This window comes from Enterococcus pernyi, assembly GCF_045371165.1.
Classification (GTDB): Bacteria; Bacillota; Bacilli; order Lactobacillales; family Enterococcaceae; genus Enterococcus_B; species Enterococcus_B pernyi.
Window position 1 is genome coordinate 11,919 of sequence record NZ_JBIQDM010000011.1, and the last position, 18,291, is coordinate 30,209.

19 protein-coding genes and 1 pseudogene are annotated in these 18,291 nt (G+C 38.4%); 4 read left to right on the top strand and 16 right to left on the bottom strand.

Annotated features, from left to right (window positions below):
* Positions 1-5 precede the first annotated feature (5 nt).
* The 5 genes from ACH0AK_RS11880 to nusG form a co-directional block, all read right to left on the bottom strand.
* Positions 6-1,046, bottom strand: coding sequence for an ABC transporter ATP-binding protein (locus tag ACH0AK_RS11880; RefSeq protein ID WP_023520404.1), 1,041 nt, complete (start codon positions 1,044-1,046; stop codon positions 6-8).
* Positions 1,047-1,107: 61 nt separating this feature from the next.
* Positions 1,108-1,887, bottom strand: coding sequence for an ABC transporter permease (locus ACH0AK_RS11885; RefSeq protein ID WP_010734275.1), 780 nt, complete (start codon positions 1,885-1,887; stop codon positions 1,108-1,110).
* Positions 1,880-2,716 (bottom strand): ABC transporter permease, encoded by an 837-nt coding sequence (locus tag ACH0AK_RS11890; protein ID WP_023520405.1) that lies wholly within the window; start codon positions 2,714-2,716, stop codon positions 1,880-1,882. The genes ACH0AK_RS11885 and ACH0AK_RS11890 overlap by 8 nt, the downstream gene beginning before the upstream one ends.
* 343 nt (positions 2,717-3,059) lie before the next feature.
* On the bottom strand, positions 3,060-3,905 hold the full coding sequence (locus tag ACH0AK_RS11895) for an alpha/beta fold hydrolase (protein WP_228065561.1): 846 nt from the start codon (positions 3,903-3,905) through the stop codon (positions 3,060-3,062).
* A 125-nt stretch (positions 3,906-4,030) separates the two neighbouring features.
* Positions 4,031-4,576 carry a transcription termination/antitermination protein NusG gene (nusG, locus tag ACH0AK_RS11900; RefSeq protein ID WP_010734272.1) on the bottom strand — a complete coding sequence of 182 codons (546 nt, stop codon included), beginning with the start codon at positions 4,574-4,576 and terminating at the stop codon, positions 4,031-4,033.
* Between the two features lie 372 nt (positions 4,577-4,948).
* Between nusG and ACH0AK_RS11905 the strand changes: the two genes are divergently transcribed.
* Positions 4,949-5,110, top strand: coding sequence for a hypothetical protein (locus tag ACH0AK_RS11905; RefSeq protein WP_010734271.1), 162 nt, complete (start codon positions 4,949-4,951; stop codon positions 5,108-5,110).
* Between the two features lie 97 nt (positions 5,111-5,207).
* On the opposite strand, the gene ACH0AK_RS11910 is transcribed toward ACH0AK_RS11905, so the two are convergent.
* From ACH0AK_RS11910 to rpmG, 4 genes are all read right to left on the bottom strand, one after another.
* Entirely contained in the window at positions 5,208-5,834 is a 627-nt protein-coding gene (locus ACH0AK_RS11910; protein WP_306795957.1) for an Rgg family transcriptional regulator, read from the bottom strand.
* Between the two features lie 7 nt (positions 5,835-5,841).
* Positions 5,842-6,075, bottom strand: a complete 234-nt coding sequence (locus ACH0AK_RS11915; RefSeq protein ID WP_023520407.1) for a helix-turn-helix domain-containing protein — start codon at positions 6,073-6,075, stop codon at positions 5,842-5,844.
* Positions 6,076-6,257: 182 nt separating this feature from the next.
* Positions 6,258-6,428: a preprotein translocase subunit SecE gene (secE, locus tag ACH0AK_RS11920; protein ID WP_010734269.1), complete on the bottom strand. Its 171-nt coding sequence runs from the start codon at positions 6,426-6,428 to the stop codon at positions 6,258-6,260.
* 17 nt (positions 6,429-6,445) lie between these two features.
* On the bottom strand, positions 6,446-6,598 hold the full coding sequence (gene rpmG, locus ACH0AK_RS11925) for a 50S ribosomal protein L33 (protein ID WP_005878997.1): 153 nt from the start codon (positions 6,596-6,598) through the stop codon (positions 6,446-6,448).
* A gap of 158 nt (positions 6,599-6,756) precedes the next feature.
* On the opposite strand from rpmG, the gene cbpA reads away from it, so the two are divergent.
* Positions 6,757-7,401, top strand: coding sequence for a cyclic di-AMP binding protein CbpA (gene cbpA, locus ACH0AK_RS11930; RefSeq protein WP_010734268.1), 645 nt, complete (start codon positions 6,757-6,759; stop codon positions 7,399-7,401).
* Positions 7,402-7,525: 124 nt separating this feature from the next.
* Here cbpA and ACH0AK_RS11935 read toward each other — a convergent pair whose 3' ends face one another.
* On the bottom strand, positions 7,526-8,029 hold the full coding sequence (locus ACH0AK_RS11935; RefSeq protein WP_019722317.1) for a QueT transporter family protein: 504 nt from the start codon (positions 8,027-8,029) through the stop codon (positions 7,526-7,528).
* A gap of 702 nt (positions 8,030-8,731) precedes the next feature.
* Between ACH0AK_RS11935 and ACH0AK_RS11940 the strand changes: the two genes are divergently transcribed.
* Complete coding sequence (locus ACH0AK_RS11940; RefSeq protein ID WP_023520408.1) at positions 8,732-9,736, top strand: diacylglycerol/lipid kinase family protein; 1,005 nt, start codon at positions 8,732-8,734, stop codon at positions 9,734-9,736.
* 342 nt (positions 9,737-10,078) lie between these two features.
* Here the strand turns inward: ACH0AK_RS11940 and recD2 are convergent.
* The 4 genes and pseudogenes from recD2 to ACH0AK_RS11960 form a co-directional block, all read right to left on the bottom strand.
* Positions 10,079-12,401, bottom strand: a pseudogene (gene recD2 / locus ACH0AK_RS11945) (SF1B family DNA helicase RecD2); the annotation flags it as partial.
* Positions 12,402-12,419: 18 nt separating this feature from the next.
* The gene (locus ACH0AK_RS11950; protein ID WP_010734264.1) at positions 12,420-13,073 is read right to left on the bottom strand and encodes a histidine phosphatase family protein; all 654 of its coding nucleotides are present in this window, start codon (positions 13,071-13,073) and stop codon (positions 12,420-12,422) included.
* 326 nt (positions 13,074-13,399) lie between these two features.
* The gene (locus ACH0AK_RS11955) at positions 13,400-13,903 is read right to left on the bottom strand and encodes a tRNA (cytidine(34)-2'-O)-methyltransferase (protein ID WP_010734263.1); all 504 of its coding nucleotides are present in this window, start codon (positions 13,901-13,903) and stop codon (positions 13,400-13,402) included.
* Between the two features lie 229 nt (positions 13,904-14,132).
* A complete protein-coding gene (locus ACH0AK_RS11960; RefSeq protein ID WP_041684305.1) occupies positions 14,133-14,990 on the bottom strand; it encodes a methyltransferase domain-containing protein in 858 nt (285 codons plus the stop codon).
* Between the two features lie 193 nt (positions 14,991-15,183).
* Here ACH0AK_RS11960 and ACH0AK_RS11965 point away from each other — a divergent pair, with 193 nt between their 5' ends.
* Positions 15,184-15,825 (top strand): copper homeostasis protein CutC, encoded by a 642-nt coding sequence (locus ACH0AK_RS11965; protein WP_023520410.1) that lies wholly within the window; start codon positions 15,184-15,186, stop codon positions 15,823-15,825.
* Between the two features lie 187 nt (positions 15,826-16,012).
* Here the strand turns inward: ACH0AK_RS11965 and mgtE are convergent, their stop codons facing one another.
* On the bottom strand, positions 16,013-17,374 hold the full coding sequence (gene mgtE / locus ACH0AK_RS11970; protein WP_010734260.1) for a magnesium transporter: 1,362 nt from the start codon (positions 17,372-17,374) through the stop codon (positions 16,013-16,015).
* A gap of 17 nt (positions 17,375-17,391) precedes the next feature.
* A complete protein-coding gene (locus ACH0AK_RS11975) occupies positions 17,392-18,291 on the bottom strand; it encodes an RluA family pseudouridine synthase (protein WP_010734259.1) in 900 nt (299 codons plus the stop codon).

The window sequence follows — 18,291 nt, forward strand, 5'->3', positions numbered from 1 at the left end:
TTTGCTTATTTATCTTCCAAAAGAACGATTTTATCTTTTGGGAAATGCAGGTTGATTTGATCCCCTGCTTGGTAAATTTGTTTATCCGTACCGTTTACTAAGAACTTACCTAAAGCCGTTGTCACTTCATACTGGTAACTTTTCCCTAAAAATGTTCTGACTTTCACTTCACCTTTTACAACGTTATGTGTCGCATCAGAGGCAATCTCGATATCTTCGGGACGGATCGTCGCTACTAATCGTTCTGCTATCGGTTGCTCATAAGGTGTCTCAATGACATTCCCTGCTGCTTGATAGCGGATGCCTTCGATTGGTTCAACTGGAAAGAAATTTTCAAAACCGATAAAATGTGCAACAAAACGAGTTTTGGGATGCCGATAGATTGTTTCCGGTGTATCATATTGCTCGATAACGCCATTATTCATGACCGCGACTTTATCCGAGATCGAAAAGCATTCTTCTTGATCGTGGGTCACAAAAACTGTTGTGATACCAAGTTGTTGTTGAATACGTTTGATCTCGATCCGCATTTGGACACGTAGTTTAGCGTCTAAATTACTTAATGGTTCGTCTAAGAGTAGTAACTTAGGTTCAATAACCAATGCTCGAGCCAATGCCACTCGTTGACGTTGCCCACCTGATAGTTGTTTCGGGTAACGATCACCCAACTGTTCTAAGCCACAGATTGCTAACATATCTGCTACTTTCTTGGCGATATCCGCTTTATTTTCTTTACGCAATTTCAAACCGAAAGCAACATTCTCAGCAATCGTTAGATGAGGAAACAACGCATAGCTCTGAAATACCATACCAAAATTACGTTTATGCACAGGAACTTTCACTAATTCTTGATTTTCCAGAACAAAAGAGCCCTCATTCGGCGAAATCAATCCAGCAATCACACGTAGCGTCGTTGTTTTACCGCAACCACTGGGGCCTAATAAAGAAACTAGCTCTCCTTTTTCCATTGAAATAGACAAATCTTCTAATATATTTTGTTTTCCGTCATAACTCACACGGATATTGTTCAAATTTACAAAACTCACGGTTCTCCCCCTCATAGTTTCCAGTCATTCTCAAGTACGGTTCGATTTCTTCACTCAATAGTTAAGCGATTGAAGCCAATCCTAACGTTTTCTCAATAATAAACATCAAGAAAACGGTTAATACCATGATCATTACTGAAATCGCCGACACAGTCGGGTCATACGTATATTCAATGTAGCTCAACAATGAAGTGGGCAACATCGTTACTCCTGGTCCAGATAAAAACATTGAAACTGGTACATTATTGAATGAGTTGACAAAAGCCAGCATAAACGCCGCAAATATTCCAGAAGAAACATTTGGTAAGACGACTTGCATAAAAGCGCGGGTTTTGGTACAACCCAACGTCCAGGCAACTTCTTCAATCGAAAAATCTAATTGCTCCATGCTTGAACCTACGACGCGAATGATATACGGTAGGCTGATCAAAAAATGACCAATCAATAAAGCTTGGATCACCGGCAAGTTAAACTTGATCACAATGTATTGGAACAAGGAATAGCCGACAACGATACCCGGAATCATCGTTGGTGACAAAAAGAAATTTTTAAAAAGCTGTTTACTCTTCATGTGGTAACGAGAAAGTGCGTAAGAAGTCGGCACGCCTACTAATAAAGCTAACAGAGTAGCCCCTACGCCAATACTTAAACTCAATTTAAAGCTATTCATAAATGTTTCAGAACTTAGTGCTTTCTTGTACCATTCTAATGAGAATCCATCAATCGGAAATTGTATCGTCGATGATTGTCCAAAAGACGTTACAACAATAATCACTAATGGTAAAAACAAAAACGCAAAAACTAATACTGCGATGATCGTCATCCCTTTTTGCTTACGCATGATTCATTTCCCTCCGATCTAAACGTGCAGCAATCATATTCAATCCTTTATTCACCATCAGAGTCGTGATGATCATGATCAATGCAATGACACTTGCTGAAGTCCAATCACCTAAAGTCGATGCTTTCTGGTATAAGAAAGTCGCCATCATCATATTTTGGTTCCCACCTAAAAGTTGTGGTGTCGTATAAGCCGTCAATGTGCCTGTAAATACTAAAATACTGCCAACGATCACTCCAGGTATACAAAGCGGCATGACAATTTTATAGAACGTTTTAAACGGACTCGCACCTAACGTTTCGGCAGCTTCCAGTGTTTCTTTCTCAATATTTTCCATCACGCCAACAAGTGTCATGACCATGGTAGGTAAGAATAAATAGACAGACCCGATAATAATTGCAAACTCCGTATATAGTAAGGCGATGGGTTGTTCGATCAGTCCTATGCGAATCAAGAAATTATTGATTACTCCTGTCCTTCCTAAAATGTTGATCCAAGCAAAACTACGGATGACTGAATTGGTCAATAATGGAAACATCGTCATTGCCATCAATAAACTTTTCCACTTTTTACCCACACCTGCAATAAAATAAGCAGTTGGAATACCTAAAACGGCAGAAATCAACGTCACAATGACAGAAACGCGAATTGTTCGAAGAAAAATCTTCAAATTGAAATCATCTGTCAAAAAACTGGTGTAAGCACTTAGACTAGCACCTGTTTCAGTAAAAATAGTTGGCCATATAATATTGACCAATGGCAAAATCATAAAAAATAGTAATAAGATCGTTCCTGGCGCAATGATCAAATACGGAACATTCTTCCTCATTGTTCTCCCCCTCATTCGTGTTCTGTCTCATTATAAGAAAAAATACGAACATTTTCAAGAAAACTTTGTAATATATTCAGAAAAAAACATGAGTTATATGAAAAACATCGTAAAAAACCTGCGTTTATCCGTTTTATACAAAAAATACTCGTATTCATTTTATTTTTTTTAGTTATCTATGTTTATCCGCCAAACGATTATTAGTAATTAATGCGAGTTAATTATCAAAAGTGTCGAGGAATACATCTCATACGAAACAGAAAATCGGTTTTCTGGAAACCCAAAAAGAGCAATTACCGAACATTCACCCAAAAACGTTCGTTAATTACTCTTTTTATTCGACTCAACTATTCCATAAAAACTGACTAACTTCTCGATCCACTTCTTCATTTTCATGAAGCATACTATGTGAAGCACCTTCACCTTCTTCGACCTTTTCCATTACAGGGTTACCATGTTGTTTCAATAAGGCGTAAACTGCCAATGCACTATTCAGCGGAACAGTTCCATCACTTAGCTCTACTTCACTCAACTGCCCTGCAACTAATAAAAATTGTGTGTCGGTAGGGAGATTCCCTATCATTGTTTGATAATCTTGATACCTTGAAGACACCACTGTTGGCCCATTTTCGAGTAAATCAGCTAAATTCTGACCGCTATCATCCACAAAGTCATTGAACGGTGCGCCTAGTGCTACAAACTTTTCAACTTGCGGTAAAGTTGTTTCTTGGCCATACGTGACTAGATAACGGAGGCCGCTGACTCCACCCATCGAATGTCCGACAATGTTCACTTTGTTGATTTGATCAGTTGTCTGCAAATAAACCAGACATGCACGAATCCATTCTGCTTGATTCCACTCATTATTTTCATTGTCTTCGAAAAGCACTTGGATCATTGGATTGGTTGCTTCTTTTGATAACTCCCCTTGCGCTTGAACGTTCCCATTAGTATCTACAGTCAATGTCAATTCTTGTTGCCCTTTGCTTTCTCCTTCTAACCGATCGATCATTCCTTTGAATGAATTCACTGTTCCTTTATATCCGTGAACAAATAAGGTAGGCATACTCCCCTTTTCTACGGATTCTACTTGGCTTGTCCTCGTTGTTTCAGTAGAGGCAGTTTCTTTTTGGCTCTTGTTTTCTTGCGTTTGACAACCAGAGAGGATTAGCAGTACCAGCAACACCATGCCACTTAGCACCCGATTAAAATTCACTTCATTTTGTTTTATCACTTTTCTCACTCCTTTCATTCAAGACAAAAAAGAGCTGAGATGACTAGGCATCCCAACTCCTCCATTATTCTGATCACTGTTTAGTCGATTTTATCTACTTGATCAAAATCAAGCTCTGTACTTGTTTCACGACCGAACATGTCAATGTTTACTTTTAGTTTTTCTTTTTCTTCATCGACTTCTGTCACTTGACCTTCTAATCCAGCAAAAGCTCCTTCGATGATCTTAACAACTTCGCCAACTTCTACTTTCAGTTCGTTTTGACGTAAACTCATACCGATTGAACGTAAGATATGATTTACTTCTTCCGGTAATAAAGGTGCAGGCTTACTTCCTGCTCCGTGAGAACCAACAAAACCTGTAACGCCCGGTGTGTTACGGACAACATACCATGAAGCATCTGACATGATCATTTCTACTAAGACATATCCAGGGAATGTTTTATGAACGATTTCTTTTTCTTTCCCATTTTTCACTTCAGTTTCTGTTTCTTCAGGAACAACGACACGGAAAATAAAATCAGCCATTTTCATACTTTGCGCACGTGACTCGATATTTGCTTTTACTTTGTTTTCGTATCCAGAGTATGTATGCAATACATACCAATTTTTTTCAAAAGATTCCATTGAAGGCTCCTCATTTCATTTGTAAAATAAAAAAACCTCAGTTCCCCGAAGCTTTTCCTCTCTTTGATTATAGCACCGTTTGCTGGTTTTTACTAGTGACTTATTTTTAGTTCTCTAGTAATTTAAAAAGCGTTATTTATTCTTATTTTGGTGCAGAAATTATATTATCTACTGTTTTTTTGAAAAAAAATAATTCCTTAAAAAGCTTATTTTATAAAGATGAATCAATAAATTTTTTTATTTTTTGTTATTCAGCGAAAAGGCATAGGAAAATACATACCCATGTCAATATTATTTATTCCTACAATGTACAATTATAGTCATAAGGCATCTTATTGAGCTTTAAAGAACTTTACGAGAGGAGGTATCCCCATGGAAACAATTAGACAACTCATTGCAACGGTTTTTGATTGGTTAGATTCTCTCGCCTTGATTCTCTCCTGTCTCACTGTTTTCTTTTTAAGTTTAAAAGTCTCATCTTTAGAAAAAGAAGTAAAAATACTAAAGGATACTTTTGAAAACCATTCAAAATAAGAGTCATGTTGTATGAATCAATACATATCTACATTTTCAGATAGTCCGATCAGTTCAAACTCTCCCTAAATAAGCAAACAAGAAATCTCTTTTAGCCTCATATATTAAAAATATGTTCAATCTCGTATTGTGTTTCAAATCTATGTAAATCAGCTAAAAATTCATTCTTCAACTTGCTCGCTCCAATCAATTCTAATCCCATAATAAAATCCTTTATTTTATTACTGACAGCCTCTCCTTCGATGTGCGCAAGTACAAGTTGATAAAACCGATGATATATTTCAGTTTCTCGCTGAAAAATAATTCTACGTCGAGTCTCACATAGTTTTTCCAAATAATACTTAGCTAATTTTAGCTCTTCTCTTTCAATCATCAGTAAAAACACATTATTATAAATACCTGATAATATGGAATGGAAGCTCTCCAACTCTCCTTTTTTCATCACATTCTTTTCTACTTCTTTCAATCGCTGTTTGATGTAACTTGTTTCAAATAAATAGATGAGAGTAGCAAAAGTCGTCATTTCAAATCTTCCCCACTCATCGATTTTCTCTAAATAATCAGATAATCTTTTCAGATAGTTAGTATCTTTTTTATTTAATTTTTTTACACCACCGATTCCCTCATACCACTTATAAGTTTTGACAGCAAGATAATTTCTTATGACGACTAAATCATCTGAGTATTCTACTTCTTGGGCTAGTTTTTTTAATTGATAATTGATTGCACCACTATTTTTTTTCTAGATTCCGGAATATTTTCTTCAAACTCAAATTTTTTTGAGATACTTTATCTCCATCAAGATAAAACATGAATTCATCGATCGTCATATTCAAGCGTTCTAATAATTCTAAAAAGACTAATAATGGTAAATGATTTTTCCCATTCTCATATTTAGCTAACGTTTCCCGCGAAACAATTCCATCGGCTAGCTTTTTTTGAGAGATGCCTCTGTCAACACGCATTTTTTTAATAATTCATGAACTTCCATATGTTCCTCCTTACTTATCAACTAGCAAAGCAAAAGAATGATCAATGATTCACAAAAAACTTGTTGAAATTTCACGGTTACTATCAAAAAAAATAGAGCTTCCAATTGATTGATAATCATGGATAGCTCGCCTTTTATTTAGATAAACTTATTGAATTATTGCAAGATCCATGCAAACAGACTTTGGATCGCTGTATCCATCACGAAAAACATTAGTCCGAAGATGATCGACGTTTCGATAACGACTAGTGTATCTTTACGTAATTGTTTTTTACTTGACCAAGTCACTTGTTTCATTTCATCTTTTACACTTTTAAGAAATTTCATCGTAAGCCTCCTCCTTGTTATTTTGTCTCTTTATGTAATGTGTATTGATTACAATATTTACAAAATTTGTTGATTTCCAAACGCTCGCCGCTTTTTCCTTCACTAATCGACTTAGTATAGTTTCGAGAACCACAAACGGAACATGCTAATGCCGCTTTTTTCTTTGCCATCCGTTTCCCCTCCTCACTGAAAACTAAATTTATACCATACTACATTATCATTTAAATTATTTTATGTCAATTAGTGATCATACGCTCTACTGTTTTTATTTTAGTTATGATATGATTACTTAAAGGATTTTAAAAATGAACAATCTGGAGGTATGACTATGCTATTAAAAACTCTTGTTTACAAGAAAAAAGATTTGACTACCGTCTCTGAGACAAGCAACTTGGAAGAAGCACTAGAAATTTTAGAAACATCCGGTTACCGTTGTGTACCGATTCTTGATACTTCCGGAAATATTTTCCGTGGGAATATTTATAAAATGCACATCTATCGTCACAAAGCAAATGGCGGCGATATGACTTTACCAGTCACTCATCTATTGAAAAACGCAACAAAATTCATTTATTTAGATACTTCTTTCTTTAAAGTATTCTTTACGATCAAAGAGCTTCCATACATTGCTGTACTTGATAGCCAAAACCATTTCTATGGGATTTTGACACACAGTACCTTACTTGGTATGTTGTCTCAGTCTTGGAGCGTAGAACAAGGAAGCTACGTCTTGACGATTGCTTCGACAGGTAAACAAGGTGACTTAGCGGCGATTTCAAAAATCATCGCAAAATATAGTAGCATTGCTAGTTGTATCACTTTGGATATCGAAAAAGATGAATACATCCGTCGTACCTTGATCACTCTACCAGCTCATACAGAAAAAAGTGTCTGTGATTCGATCGTCAATCACTTAGAAAAGAAAAATTACAAAGTGATCGAAATTGAAAATTTACAAGATACTGATAAATAAAAACCTGTTTAGTGGTTGATATTTACTAACTATTTTTCGAAAAATCATATTTCAAAAAAGCCAGAAATCCCAAAATCATTTACGACTTTTGGAATTCCTGGCTTTTTTACTCGATTAAAAACAATCATACACGATCGTTGAATTTCACTGCTTGGTCTAGATAATACATCAATGGCGCAGAAACAGCCATCACGATAAATTCACTTAACGCAAGTGTACCATACGTTGTCCAAAACGCTTGACCGCCAGTTGGTACTAACATATAAGCAATCATAAACATACTGATTGTAAAGAACGCTGTATTTAATGCTAAGCGCACTTTGACATTTTTCACTTTATTTTGGATAAGTGCCGTTAGTCCTAATGCAAGTAGTGTTTGACCACCACCGAAAATCACATCCATGACACCAAAACCATAAATGGCATTATAAACAATCACGCCACCTAAGACACCCCATAATAATTTTCGATTGAATACAACTAAATGATTCAAACTTTCTGAAATACGAAATTGGATTGGCCCCGAAGACACAGGTGCTACCAAAATCGTTAACGCTAGATATAAGGCCATGATCAACCCATTAATAACGACTACCATCAGTCGTTGCCTACTCTTTGTTCTCTCCATATTCTATTCCTCATTTCTCCTAGTTTTGTTAATGCGGGATGGTTGATGAACCGCAAGGCGTATTATAACATAACAATTCTAGATTACAACCTTCCCTCCACCCCACCATTTCAGCATTTTTACCTTACCCTGAAAAGATTGTTATAAAAAATAAAAGAAATAAAAACAAGCAAGACACCTCGAGTAGTTAGCGCAAGACCTTATTGAACAGCCTCATTGAGAGATTGAGGCTTGATAGATAAAGGAATCGCACTCTTCTTATCAAAAAAATGAGTGTCGCTGTTGACTAATACTCTCCAGACAATTCTTTGTTTCTATCTTTTACCTACGTTTTTTCGTTTGTTCTTTATTGTATTTTCTAACTTAACTTCTTTTTCATTTCCCCAAACCTCTGCTATAATAACCAAGATTGTAATTCTTTTGACAATAATGACGAGATGCTTTGTTGAACCTTCAGTGGTTGACTCTATTATTCAACCACTGCTTACTCAGGGTGAGACGATTTAGTAAAGCATCGTTGATCTATTTACATGACTAAAACCACAAGTATTCACAGCTGTTGATTAAATCTGACACTGCTTGCTCTCCTTTTGACTATGTCGCCTTGCTATCGTATGTTAATGAGAACTCATGAAGGAGCCCGACAAGACTTGTTTTCTCAACTCAGGTACACGATACTTTGGTGCATTCCAGGAGGAAAAAATGAATTTTCATTATCACCTATTAATCAACCAAGCTGCTGGTAGCGGAAACGGAAAGAAAACAGCGGATAAGATTTTACCAATTTTGGATCAAAAGAAACTTTCCTATACGGTTCACTATAGTGAATATAAAGGGCACGATGCCCTTATAGCGGAACATTTAGCCGAAGATACCCTCATTGAATGGGAAGAGGATATCGATGCTGATACTATCGGATGGTACCCACTTCTCATCGTCATTGGAGGAGATGGTACGCTTCATCAAGTCCTGAATACGTTTCATCATTTATGTGTATCTTTTCCTGTCGGCTTCATACCAGCCGGCTCAGGCAATGACTTTGCTCGTGGAATTGGGTTAAGTAGAGATCCAGAAAAAGCTTTAGAAACGATTTTAGCAACCAAAGAACCACAAAAAATAAATGTGTTGCATTATGAAGAAAAAGTAAACGATCGCGAAGGGCTGGCACTCAATAATTTCGGGATTGGTTTAGATGCAGCAATCGTTCATACTACGAATCATTCCAATGCAAAAAAACGATTGAATAAGTATAATTTAGGCTCGCTTTCTTATATTTTTTCTTTACTATATGCTCTTTTCTCACAAAAAGGCTTTCCGATTCTTGTAGATATTGGTGGGAAACGTGTGAATTTTAAAAAAGCCTTTCTATGTACGGCAACTAATCATCCTTATTTTGGTGGAGGAGTATCGATTGTTCCTACTGCAGATGTGACCAAGCCAACTATCGACTTCGTGGTTGTTGAACGAGTAAATCTATTTAAAATCGCTTGGTTGCTTCTTTTATTATTACAGAAGAAACAAATGCACTCGAAGTATTTCCATCACTATACAACAAGCAAACTTCGAATTGTTTCTACTATTCCCCAATATGGTCAAGAAGATGGGGAAGATTTAGAAAAACAATCGTTTGATTTACAACTAACAAATAAAACACAGTTATTGTGGTGTGAAAAAATAGTAATGAGGGAGGAACAGTCAGCCTCTTGATCTGTGGAAGTTCTTCAGATGGAGCATCTACCTTTCCAATGAAAAGACACCCGAAACGTTAGCGTTTCGGGTGTCTTTTCTGGGCTGATACTTCACACTTCCAACTGATGTTGCCTGTTTATGGTCGAATGTTCTCCATACCGATCATTGGATCAATCCATTGCTGTTCCACAGCTTCGGTTGTGAGAATGTAATTATCAGGTAATTTTGGCGTTTCAGCTTCTTTCACTTCATTTTTTTCTTCTTCGATGGCAAAAAGCGAAACTTCCTGCGCTTGGTCAGTTGCCTCTTTACGGTCCTCTATTTGTTTTGTTGGCTCAGACACTTGTTCAATGGCTGCCGAATACGTTCCTTCTTCAAATGGATCATCACCTGTCAAGGAATCTTCATAAGCGGCTAATTTCGTACGCAGATTAAGAGTCATTTCGTTATCTTCGATCCGCTTCTTCAGTGTCGTCAATCGAACAGCGGATTCGTTTTTTGCACATGTCAAATATGCTTGCTCTTCCCCTAACAAAATCAATAATTCCTTACTACGAGTAACCGCTGTATACAACAGATTCCTTTGGAGCATTCGTTGGTATTGATGAACCATCGGCAAAATCACCATCTTAAACTCGCTACCTTGGGATTTATGGATCGAGCAACAATAAGACAGGGTGATCTTATTCCATTCATTTCGTTTGTAACTCACTTCATTGGCATCAAATTGGATGACGAGTTCGTCCACCTTATCTTCCGAATCTTTTGCTAAAACAATTCCCGTGATTACCCCCATGTCACCATTGAACACATTTAATTCTGGCGTATTGACCAAATGGAGTACTTTATCCCCGATTCGATAAACTGTATCATTCCAGTGAACTTCTTTCCGATTCCCACCGCCTGGATTGAAAATATTTTGCATCATTTTATTCAAGGCATCGATACCAGCTGCACCGCGATACATCGGTGCCAACACCTGAATATCTTGTGCAGTAAATCCTTTGTTTTTCGCCTTTTCCACGATTTTAGAAATCAATGGTTCGATTTGATACGCATCACTTGCAAAGAAAGAGCGATCCTTTTGATTTTTCGTAAAATCTGCTGGCAATCTTCCTTCTTTGATCTCATGAGCCAAAGGAATGATACTTGAGCCATCGCCTTGACGATAGATCTGATTCAATTCGATTTTAGGGATTTGATCGATTTCTAATAGATCATGCAAGACTTGCCCAGGACCTACTGATGGTAGCTGATCCTTGTCCCCTACTAAGATCACTTGCATATTCGTAGGGATCGCCTTGAACAGTGTATTGGCCAACCATGTATCAACCATCGACATTTCATCGACGATCAATAAGCCACCGTCTAATTCCTTCGTGCTGATTGAAGGGGTTTTTTCACGACCATTCAAACCTAAAAGCCGGTGGATCGTACTAGCTGGCAAGCCAGTCGTTTCATTCATCCGTTTAGCAGCCCGTCCTGTGGGTGCAGCTAAGAGGATCGGAAAAATCTCTTGTGTATATTTCGTCGGATCAAGATCTAAGCCGTTTAACTCTGCAAACAGATGAACGATGCCATTGATCACTGTAGTTTTTCCAGTTCCTGGACCACCAGTCAAGATAAATAGTGGTGAGCGAATCGCTTCAGAAATCGCTTCTTCTTGTGAATCCCCATACTGGATACCAAACATTTTCTCAATTCGTCGAATATTCTTTTTAATTTCTTTTGGTTCGTACTTGATTTCCTTTTTTCGACTCAACAAGCGTTGGATCGAATTGCCAATCCCCCATTCAGAAAAATACAAACTATTTTCATATAGATTCGTTTCTTCTTGTTGGATCTTTCCCTCTTCCACTAACTGAATAATGACAGTCGCTACTTGATCCGGTTCGATTTCGATTGGACGACTTGATTCCAAGATTTTGATCGTCTGCTGCAATAAAGATTCAGCAGGCACATAGGTATCACCGGTTTGGATCGCCTGTTGGAAAATCTGGTGCAAGATCGCTGCTCTGATGCGTCGTGGCGAGTCAGCAGCAATGCCGATTTGTTCAGCTAAGTTATCTGCACGTTTAAAGCCGATTCCTTCAATCTCTTCGACTAATTGGTAAGGATTTTCTTGAATGATATCCAACGCTTCATTTTTGTAAGCTTGATAGATACTAAAGGCTAATTGACTCCCAAATCCGTAACGGTTCAACCCCATGATCACTTGATCCATTCCATGATTCAAACGGATCGTTTCAGCAATCATTTCTCTTTTTGGCTTCGTTAAACCTGAAATCTGTTGCAATTGCGCAGGATCTTCGATGATTTTTTCAATCGCATCTTCACCAAGCAGTTCCACGATTTTCTCTGCGGTTTTTTTTCCGATACCGGGAAACTTGTCACTTGATAGGTAGTTGACGATCCCGTTGGCTGTCGTCGGCTTTTCCTGTTCGTAACGCTCTACCTTCAACTGTCTGCCATATTTAGGATGATCAACTAGCTCACCATAAAAACGATACACTTCGTTCTCTTGGATATCGCCAAAACTACCAGTTGCGACAATTTCTTTTTCCCGATAATCAACACTTGTTTCACTGACTTGGATGAGCAATACTTTATAAAAATTACTAGGATTTTGAAAAAAGATAGCGGCAACTGTGCCGACAAAATAAGGCATTTCTTCTGGCTCCATCGAGGCCGCCTCCTTTATTTATAGTAAAGGCTCTGGCTGTCCATTACCTAAAAAATCCACCTGATTCCATACTTTAAGGTCATATGGTAACAGATTGTTTGGTTCTCCTGTTTCTAAAATCGTCAAGCTACTATTGAATAAACCGCCCATTTCTCGTAACTGACCTAATTCTTTACCAGTCATCCACTGGATCGCAGCAGTTAAAGAGGCACCATGCCCTACAAATAGAATAGGCCCTTGATGTTGACAGACTGCATCCGCAACAACGGCTTCGATCCGCGTGATTGCTTCGGTGATCGGCTCTCCTTCAAAAGGTGTTGGATCATATTTATCTAAATGATTTCGTAAATTAGGTAAGTTCTCTGGAAATTTTTTGTACATCTCTTCGATCGACTGTCCTTCCAGTTTTCCTAAACCTAATTCTCTTAATTTATCTGTATAAATGATTTCTGTCGGATGGTCCAATTCTTGATTGATCCCTTTTGCTGTATCTCTTGCACGTTTTGCCGTACTGCAATAAATAGCTTCAAAAGGAACAGACTTGACCATTTGGCCGAATGTCTTGATCTCCTCATAGCTTTGAGGTAACAACGGTGAGTCTCCTTGGCTTCCTTGAAAGCGTCTTTCAAGATTCCATTCCGTTTTACCATGTCTTGTAAAGTATAGTTCCATAGATGTTAGACTCCTCACTCCGTACTTGTATATATATACTATCATATAGGATTTTCCTGTTGGACCGTGTAGAAAAGCTTGTTTCTAAAAAATAGAGGCTTTCGCCAATTGAATATCGCTAAAAATCGACTGTAAAAAAACTGTGCTATCGTTTATGTAGTCTTGTTTTCGATCAGCGATGTTCACGAAATATACTTCATCCACACCCTCGATCAAGGAAATGCAAAAGGAAGCTCCTACTCTATCAAAACGAAGGTTGAGCAGCAAGAGAAACTATTTTCTCAACTTCGTCTTCTTAATAGGAGCGAAACCTCTCTTTACAACCTTTAGTCTAGCTTATCATTTTCGTAATGATGTGTTAACTCTAAATTTGGGAAACCTTGTTGACGCAATGCCTCATACACGATCATTGCCGCTGTATTCGATAGATTCAATGAACGGACGTGTGTATCATTCATAGGGATACGTAAGCATTTTTCTTCATGCTCGCGCATAAAGGGTTCCGGTAATCCAGTTGTTTCTTTCCCAAACAAAAAGAAATGCTCTTCGCCATCTGCAAAGTTTTCATCACTGTATACTTTATTCGCAAATTTGGAGATCAAATGTAACTTTCTATCGCCTAAGTAAGCCATAAATGCTGGTAGATCTGCATGATACGTGATATCCACATCATGCCAATAATCAAGCCCCGCTCGTTTCAGCTGTTTATCATCTGTTGAAAATCCTAGTGGTTCGATCAAGTGTAACGGTGTGTTGGTCGCTGCACATGTTCGTGCAATGTTTCCTGTGTTTGCAGGAATCAAAGGTTCAAATAAAACGATGTGGTTCATACTATTCATCCTCTCATGTATATGTGAAATCCATTTTAGACTAAATCTTGATTTTTGCATAAAAAAAAACGTATCAACTCGGTGTCAGTCACTGCGAGTCGTTACGTTAGTGAAGCTCTTTTCACTATCTTTTATCAGAACAGGAACCTGATAAAAACCAATGAAAAAACAACTTGTTGCTACTATATCACCATTAAACGCTTTTTGCAACCTTAACTCTATAATATTCTTATTGGAATCGTTTTCTCTTATTTCCTTTTAACAATTCTACGTCAATTGTAATTTTTCTAAGGGGTTCTTCCATCAGAGCCTCTTTTATTTCTTTTGCTACTTGCCATTCCAGTGGCGACATTGCCAAGAGATCACGGCGATTTTCTTCAGGAATCGTAAATTCATACGTCACACGTTGACGTTCCACTGACGCCATTGATTCCATGAATTTGTCAACAACACGTTCGTTAGAATAATGGTGTTTTTCTGGCTGATCTGGATAAAAAGCTTGGCGTAATTCTTTTAAATAGCCTGATTGTGGAACGACTTTTAATACCATGCCGTCATCTGCAAGTACTCGCTGAAACTCTTGATAGTGAGAAGGCGAGAAAATATTCAATATCGTCGAAAATTGTTGATCCGCAAAAGGCAAATTCGTTAAATCCGCGACACACCAAAATGCTTGCATCGGCTGTTCAGTGGCTGCATAGACACCTTCTTTCGCGATATCAAAGCCAATTGCTTGTTTTAATGGTTGTAATTGATCGATGGCCGCCAAAAAGCTCCCTTCTCCACAACCGACATCTAGAACAGTCGCATCACTTGGTAGATGCTTAGCTAACTGTTCGATCAATGGTTGATACATACCTGATTGGATCATTCGTCTTCTTGGAGCAAACATACCTTGATCATATTCGGTTTTGATTGCGTGAGATAAAAAATACAACGTTCCCTTTTTAGATAAATCAAAACGATGATTCTTTTGGCAAATAAGCCCATTCGTGGTCGATAAAAAGGATGCTTGACATAACGGACAGCGGAACATTTGGGCATTCTCTGATAAAAATAGTCGACTCTGGTCTATTTTCTTTAACATAGTGATTATTCATTCCTTTAAAATACGTAGTGAGATAGTCATATAAAGATAAAAAACTTTCTTTAAAAACATTCGTTATCCGATGTTGCCTATCATGCTATCCCCTTCATCTTACCGTTTGAAGAGCGCTTTAGCAACTGTAAAAACTATGGTATAATTTCAACAAAAGTAGACATAATAAAGGAGCAAGAATATGATCAAAGAATTTTGTGCGGAGAATTATACATCGATCCCGTTAGCCATCGCAAATGGAGCCAATCGGATCGAATTATGTGACAACCTAGCAGTAGGTGGCACTACACCAAGTACTGGTGTCATTGAAGAAGTATTGAGCTACGCTAATGAAAAAAGTGTACCTGTCATGACGATCATCCGACCACGTGGTGGCGATTTTGTTTATAATGATATCGAATTGAAAATCATGCACACTGACTTGATTGAAGCCAAAAAACTAGGAACTGATGGTGTAGTGATCGGTTGCTTGACTCCTTCTGGTTGGTTAGATGAAGAAGCACTGGAAGTCTTGATCGACTCCGCAGAAGGCCTACAGATCACCTTCCACATGGCGTTTGATGCGATTCCTCAAGAACGTCAATACGAAGCCATCGATTGGTTGGTTGAACATGGCGTTCATCGTATCTTGACACATGGCGGTGTTGCCGGTACAAACATCGAAGATAATTTTGCACACTTAAAACAGTTGATCGCTCATGCAGACGGTCGAATCATCATTTTACCTGGTGGTGGTATCACTTCAGAAAATGCACAAGTAGTTGCTGATGCTTTAGGAGTCCACGAAGTCCACGGCACCAAAATCGTTCCTTTATCTGAATAAACAAAAATAAGAGGTCGGAACAGAAGTGTTCAGCCTCGAGAAATAAGGCGCCATCCACGAAAATTGTTCTTCAAATTTTTGTGGATGGCGCCTTATTTCCGAAGAGGTTACTTCTGTTCCCGCCGTTTATTCGGTTTTAGGTGGTACAGAGGACTAATGTCCCAGACACTATTTTAGCTCTATTATCTTACATAAAATACCCCATAAACAACGAAGCGATATTGAAATAGATCAATACACTGGTCAAGTCACTCAAGGTCGTAATAAATGGCCCGCTGGCAACGGCAGGGTCAAAGCCTAAACGATCCATCAACATCGGGATCAAACTTCCCGCAAGATTTGCCACTGTGATCGCAAATAGCATCGCAATACCAATAACAAAGCCTAGAATAAAGTTCTGCTTCCAAAATCCTACGATCAAGAAGATCGTTAGGCCAGTCACAGCGCCGGTCACTAAACCCGTCAATACTTCCGCCACGATCAACCGAACAAAGCCCTGATCTTTTTCATCTGAAATCGCTAGGCGACGTACAGCGACCGCTAACGATTGTGTACCGGCGTTTCCAGCCGTCCCTGTGATCAAAGAAATAAAGACAGCTAAAATACTTGCTTCACTGACCAATTCTTCATAATGACTGATCAAAGAGGCAGTTGACATACCTAAAAATAATAAAGTGATCAACCAAGGTAAGCGGCGAGAAGCTGATTTTACTGGATTCTCATTGATTTCTTCGACGTTGACCCCCGCCAATCCAGAATAGTCACTCGCGGCTTCATCATCGATAACGTCAATGATATCATCGACAGTCACGATCCCTAATAAATGATCATCATAATCCGTGACAGGCAACGCAAGAAAGTCGTAGTCACGGAAAGTTTGTGCCACATCTTCTTGGTCATCGCCTACGTGAACAGATAATACCCGTTCACTCATCAAATCAGAGATCATCGCATCATCATCATTGACGATCAAATCACGCAACGAGATAACCCCAACAAGTTGATTGTCCTGATTGACTACATAAATGTAATAGATCGTTTCTGCCACATCTGCTTCATTTTTCAAGACATACATCGCCGAACGAACGGTTTGGTTCGCAACGATCGAAATAAATTCGGTCGTCATGATCGCCCCAGCCGTTTCATCTTCATAATGCAAGAGGTCTTTGATCTCGCTCGCATCTTCTGCTGCCATCAAGCTAAGATATTTCGCCACTTGTTTCTTATCTAATGTATTCAACAAATCGACCGCGTTATCGGTATACATCTCTGAGAGCATTTCCGCAGCATAACTAGGACGCATTTCTGCTAAATATTCCTTCATATATTCGTTATCTTCTTCAATGACATCGAACATATCCGCCAATTCCTTTGGCGAAAGATAGGTATAAATCTGTTGACGATCTGCTTCCTTAAGGGATTGATAGAATTGCCCCTGTTCGTAGATATGCATCTCCAAGAAGTTATTTCTAAAATCTTGAATATTGTTTTCTCTTAGATCTTGAGCTAACTGGGCAAATCTTTCCTCTAATTCTTGATTTTCGTCCAAACCAATCTCACCTCACCTTAATCTTCAAATCGTTTCACTATTGTTGCCATATCTTTTGCTAAAGGCTGTTTGAATGCTAATAATTTTTCTGTAAACGGATGATAGAACTGTAAGTCATAACAATGCAACGCCTGTCTAGCTATGTCTTGATCCATCCTTCCCCCATACATGTCATCGCCTAAAAGAGGACACCCGATCGCAGAAAAATGCACTCTGATCTGATGCGTGCGCCCCGTATGCAATTGGATATCAACGAGTGCAATCTCTGCTGATCTGTTTTCTAACCAGTATTCCGTTTGCGCACTTTTCCCCGTAGAAGAAACTTTACGTTTTAATAATGATGTCATATCACGAGCAATTGGTAAATCGATCTGCCCATGCGCTTTCAACGTAGCCACATCGCCACTGACCAAGGCTTGATATTTTTTGACGAACTTCTTTTCGCGAAGCTGTACGTCCAATTTTGCATGCGCAAAACCATGCTTTGCAAAAAGCATCAATCCTGAAGTATCTCGATCTAGTCTAGTCACTACGTGGATCACCTGATTTTCATAGCCTTGTTGTTTATAATAAGCTTTCACTCGATTCGCCATCGTACCGGTAGGATGGTATTGTGCCGGTATCGAGGATACTCCAGCTGGTTTATTGACGACTAAGAGGTGTTCATCTTCATAAACGATCTCGATCGGTGTTTCGTCTAAAAGAACCGTTTCATGCTCGCCTTCTGCTGGAATCACAATGGTTACCTTATCATTTTGAGCCAAAGAAAACAAGACGTTCTCAACCTGATCATTGACCATGATCGTGCCGCCTTGAAACTTGATTTTCGCTAGTAGCCCTTTGGAGATCCCTTTTTCTTTTAAAAAATATTTTACTTGTTGCGCTTGCTCTTTTTCATAGATCCATGTAAACTCCAT

Bases quoted from the DNA above. Each gene is read 5' to 3' on its own strand.
- ACH0AK_RS11885 (WP_010734275.1), bottom strand. From the start codon at position 1,887: ATGCGTAAGCAAAAAGGGATGACGATCATCGCAGTATTAGTTTTTGCG.
- ACH0AK_RS11890 (WP_023520405.1), bottom strand. From the start codon at position 2,716: ATGAGGAAGAATGTTCCGTATTTGATCATTGCGCCAGGAACGATCTTA.
- ACH0AK_RS11895 (WP_228065561.1), bottom strand. From the start codon at position 3,905: ATGGTGTTGCTGGTACTGCTAATCCTCTCTGGTTGTCAAACGCAAGAA.
- nusG (WP_010734272.1), bottom strand. From the start codon at position 4,576: ATGGAATCTTTTGAAAAAAATTGGTATGTATTGCATACATACTCTGGA.
- ACH0AK_RS11905 (WP_010734271.1), top strand. From the start codon at position 4,949: ATGGAAACAATTAGACAACTCATTGCAACGGTTTTTGATTGGTTAGAT.
- ACH0AK_RS11915 (WP_023520407.1), bottom strand. From the start codon at position 6,075: ATGCGTGTTGACAGAGGCATCTCTCAAAAAAAGCTAGCCGATGGAATT.
- secE (WP_010734269.1), bottom strand. From the start codon at position 6,428: ATGAAATTTCTTAAAAGTGTAAAAGATGAAATGAAACAAGTGACTTGG.
- rpmG (WP_005878997.1), bottom strand. From the start codon at position 6,598: ATGGCAAAGAAAAAAGCGGCATTAGCATGTTCCGTTTGTGGTTCTCGA.
- cbpA (WP_010734268.1), top strand. From the start codon at position 6,757: ATGCTATTAAAAACTCTTGTTTACAAGAAAAAAGATTTGACTACCGTC.
- ACH0AK_RS11935 (WP_019722317.1), bottom strand. From the start codon at position 8,029: ATGGAGAGAACAAAGAGTAGGCAACGACTGATGGTAGTCGTTATTAAT.
- ACH0AK_RS11940 (WP_023520408.1), top strand. From the start codon at position 8,732: ATGAATTTTCATTATCACCTATTAATCAACCAAGCTGCTGGTAGCGGA.
- ACH0AK_RS11950 (WP_010734264.1), bottom strand. From the start codon at position 13,073: ATGGAACTATACTTTACAAGACATGGTAAAACGGAATGGAATCTTGAA.
- ACH0AK_RS11955 (WP_010734263.1), bottom strand. From the start codon at position 13,903: ATGAACCACATCGTTTTATTTGAACCTTTGATTCCTGCAAACACAGGA.
- ACH0AK_RS11960 (WP_041684305.1), bottom strand. From the start codon at position 14,990: ATGTTAAAGAAAATAGACCAGAGTCGACTATTTTTATCAGAGAATGCC.
- ACH0AK_RS11965 (WP_023520410.1), top strand. From the start codon at position 15,184: ATGATCAAAGAATTTTGTGCGGAGAATTATACATCGATCCCGTTAGCC.
- ACH0AK_RS11975 (WP_010734259.1), bottom strand. From the start codon at position 18,291: ATGGAGTTTACATGGATCTATGAAAAAGAGCAAGCGCAACAAGTAAAA.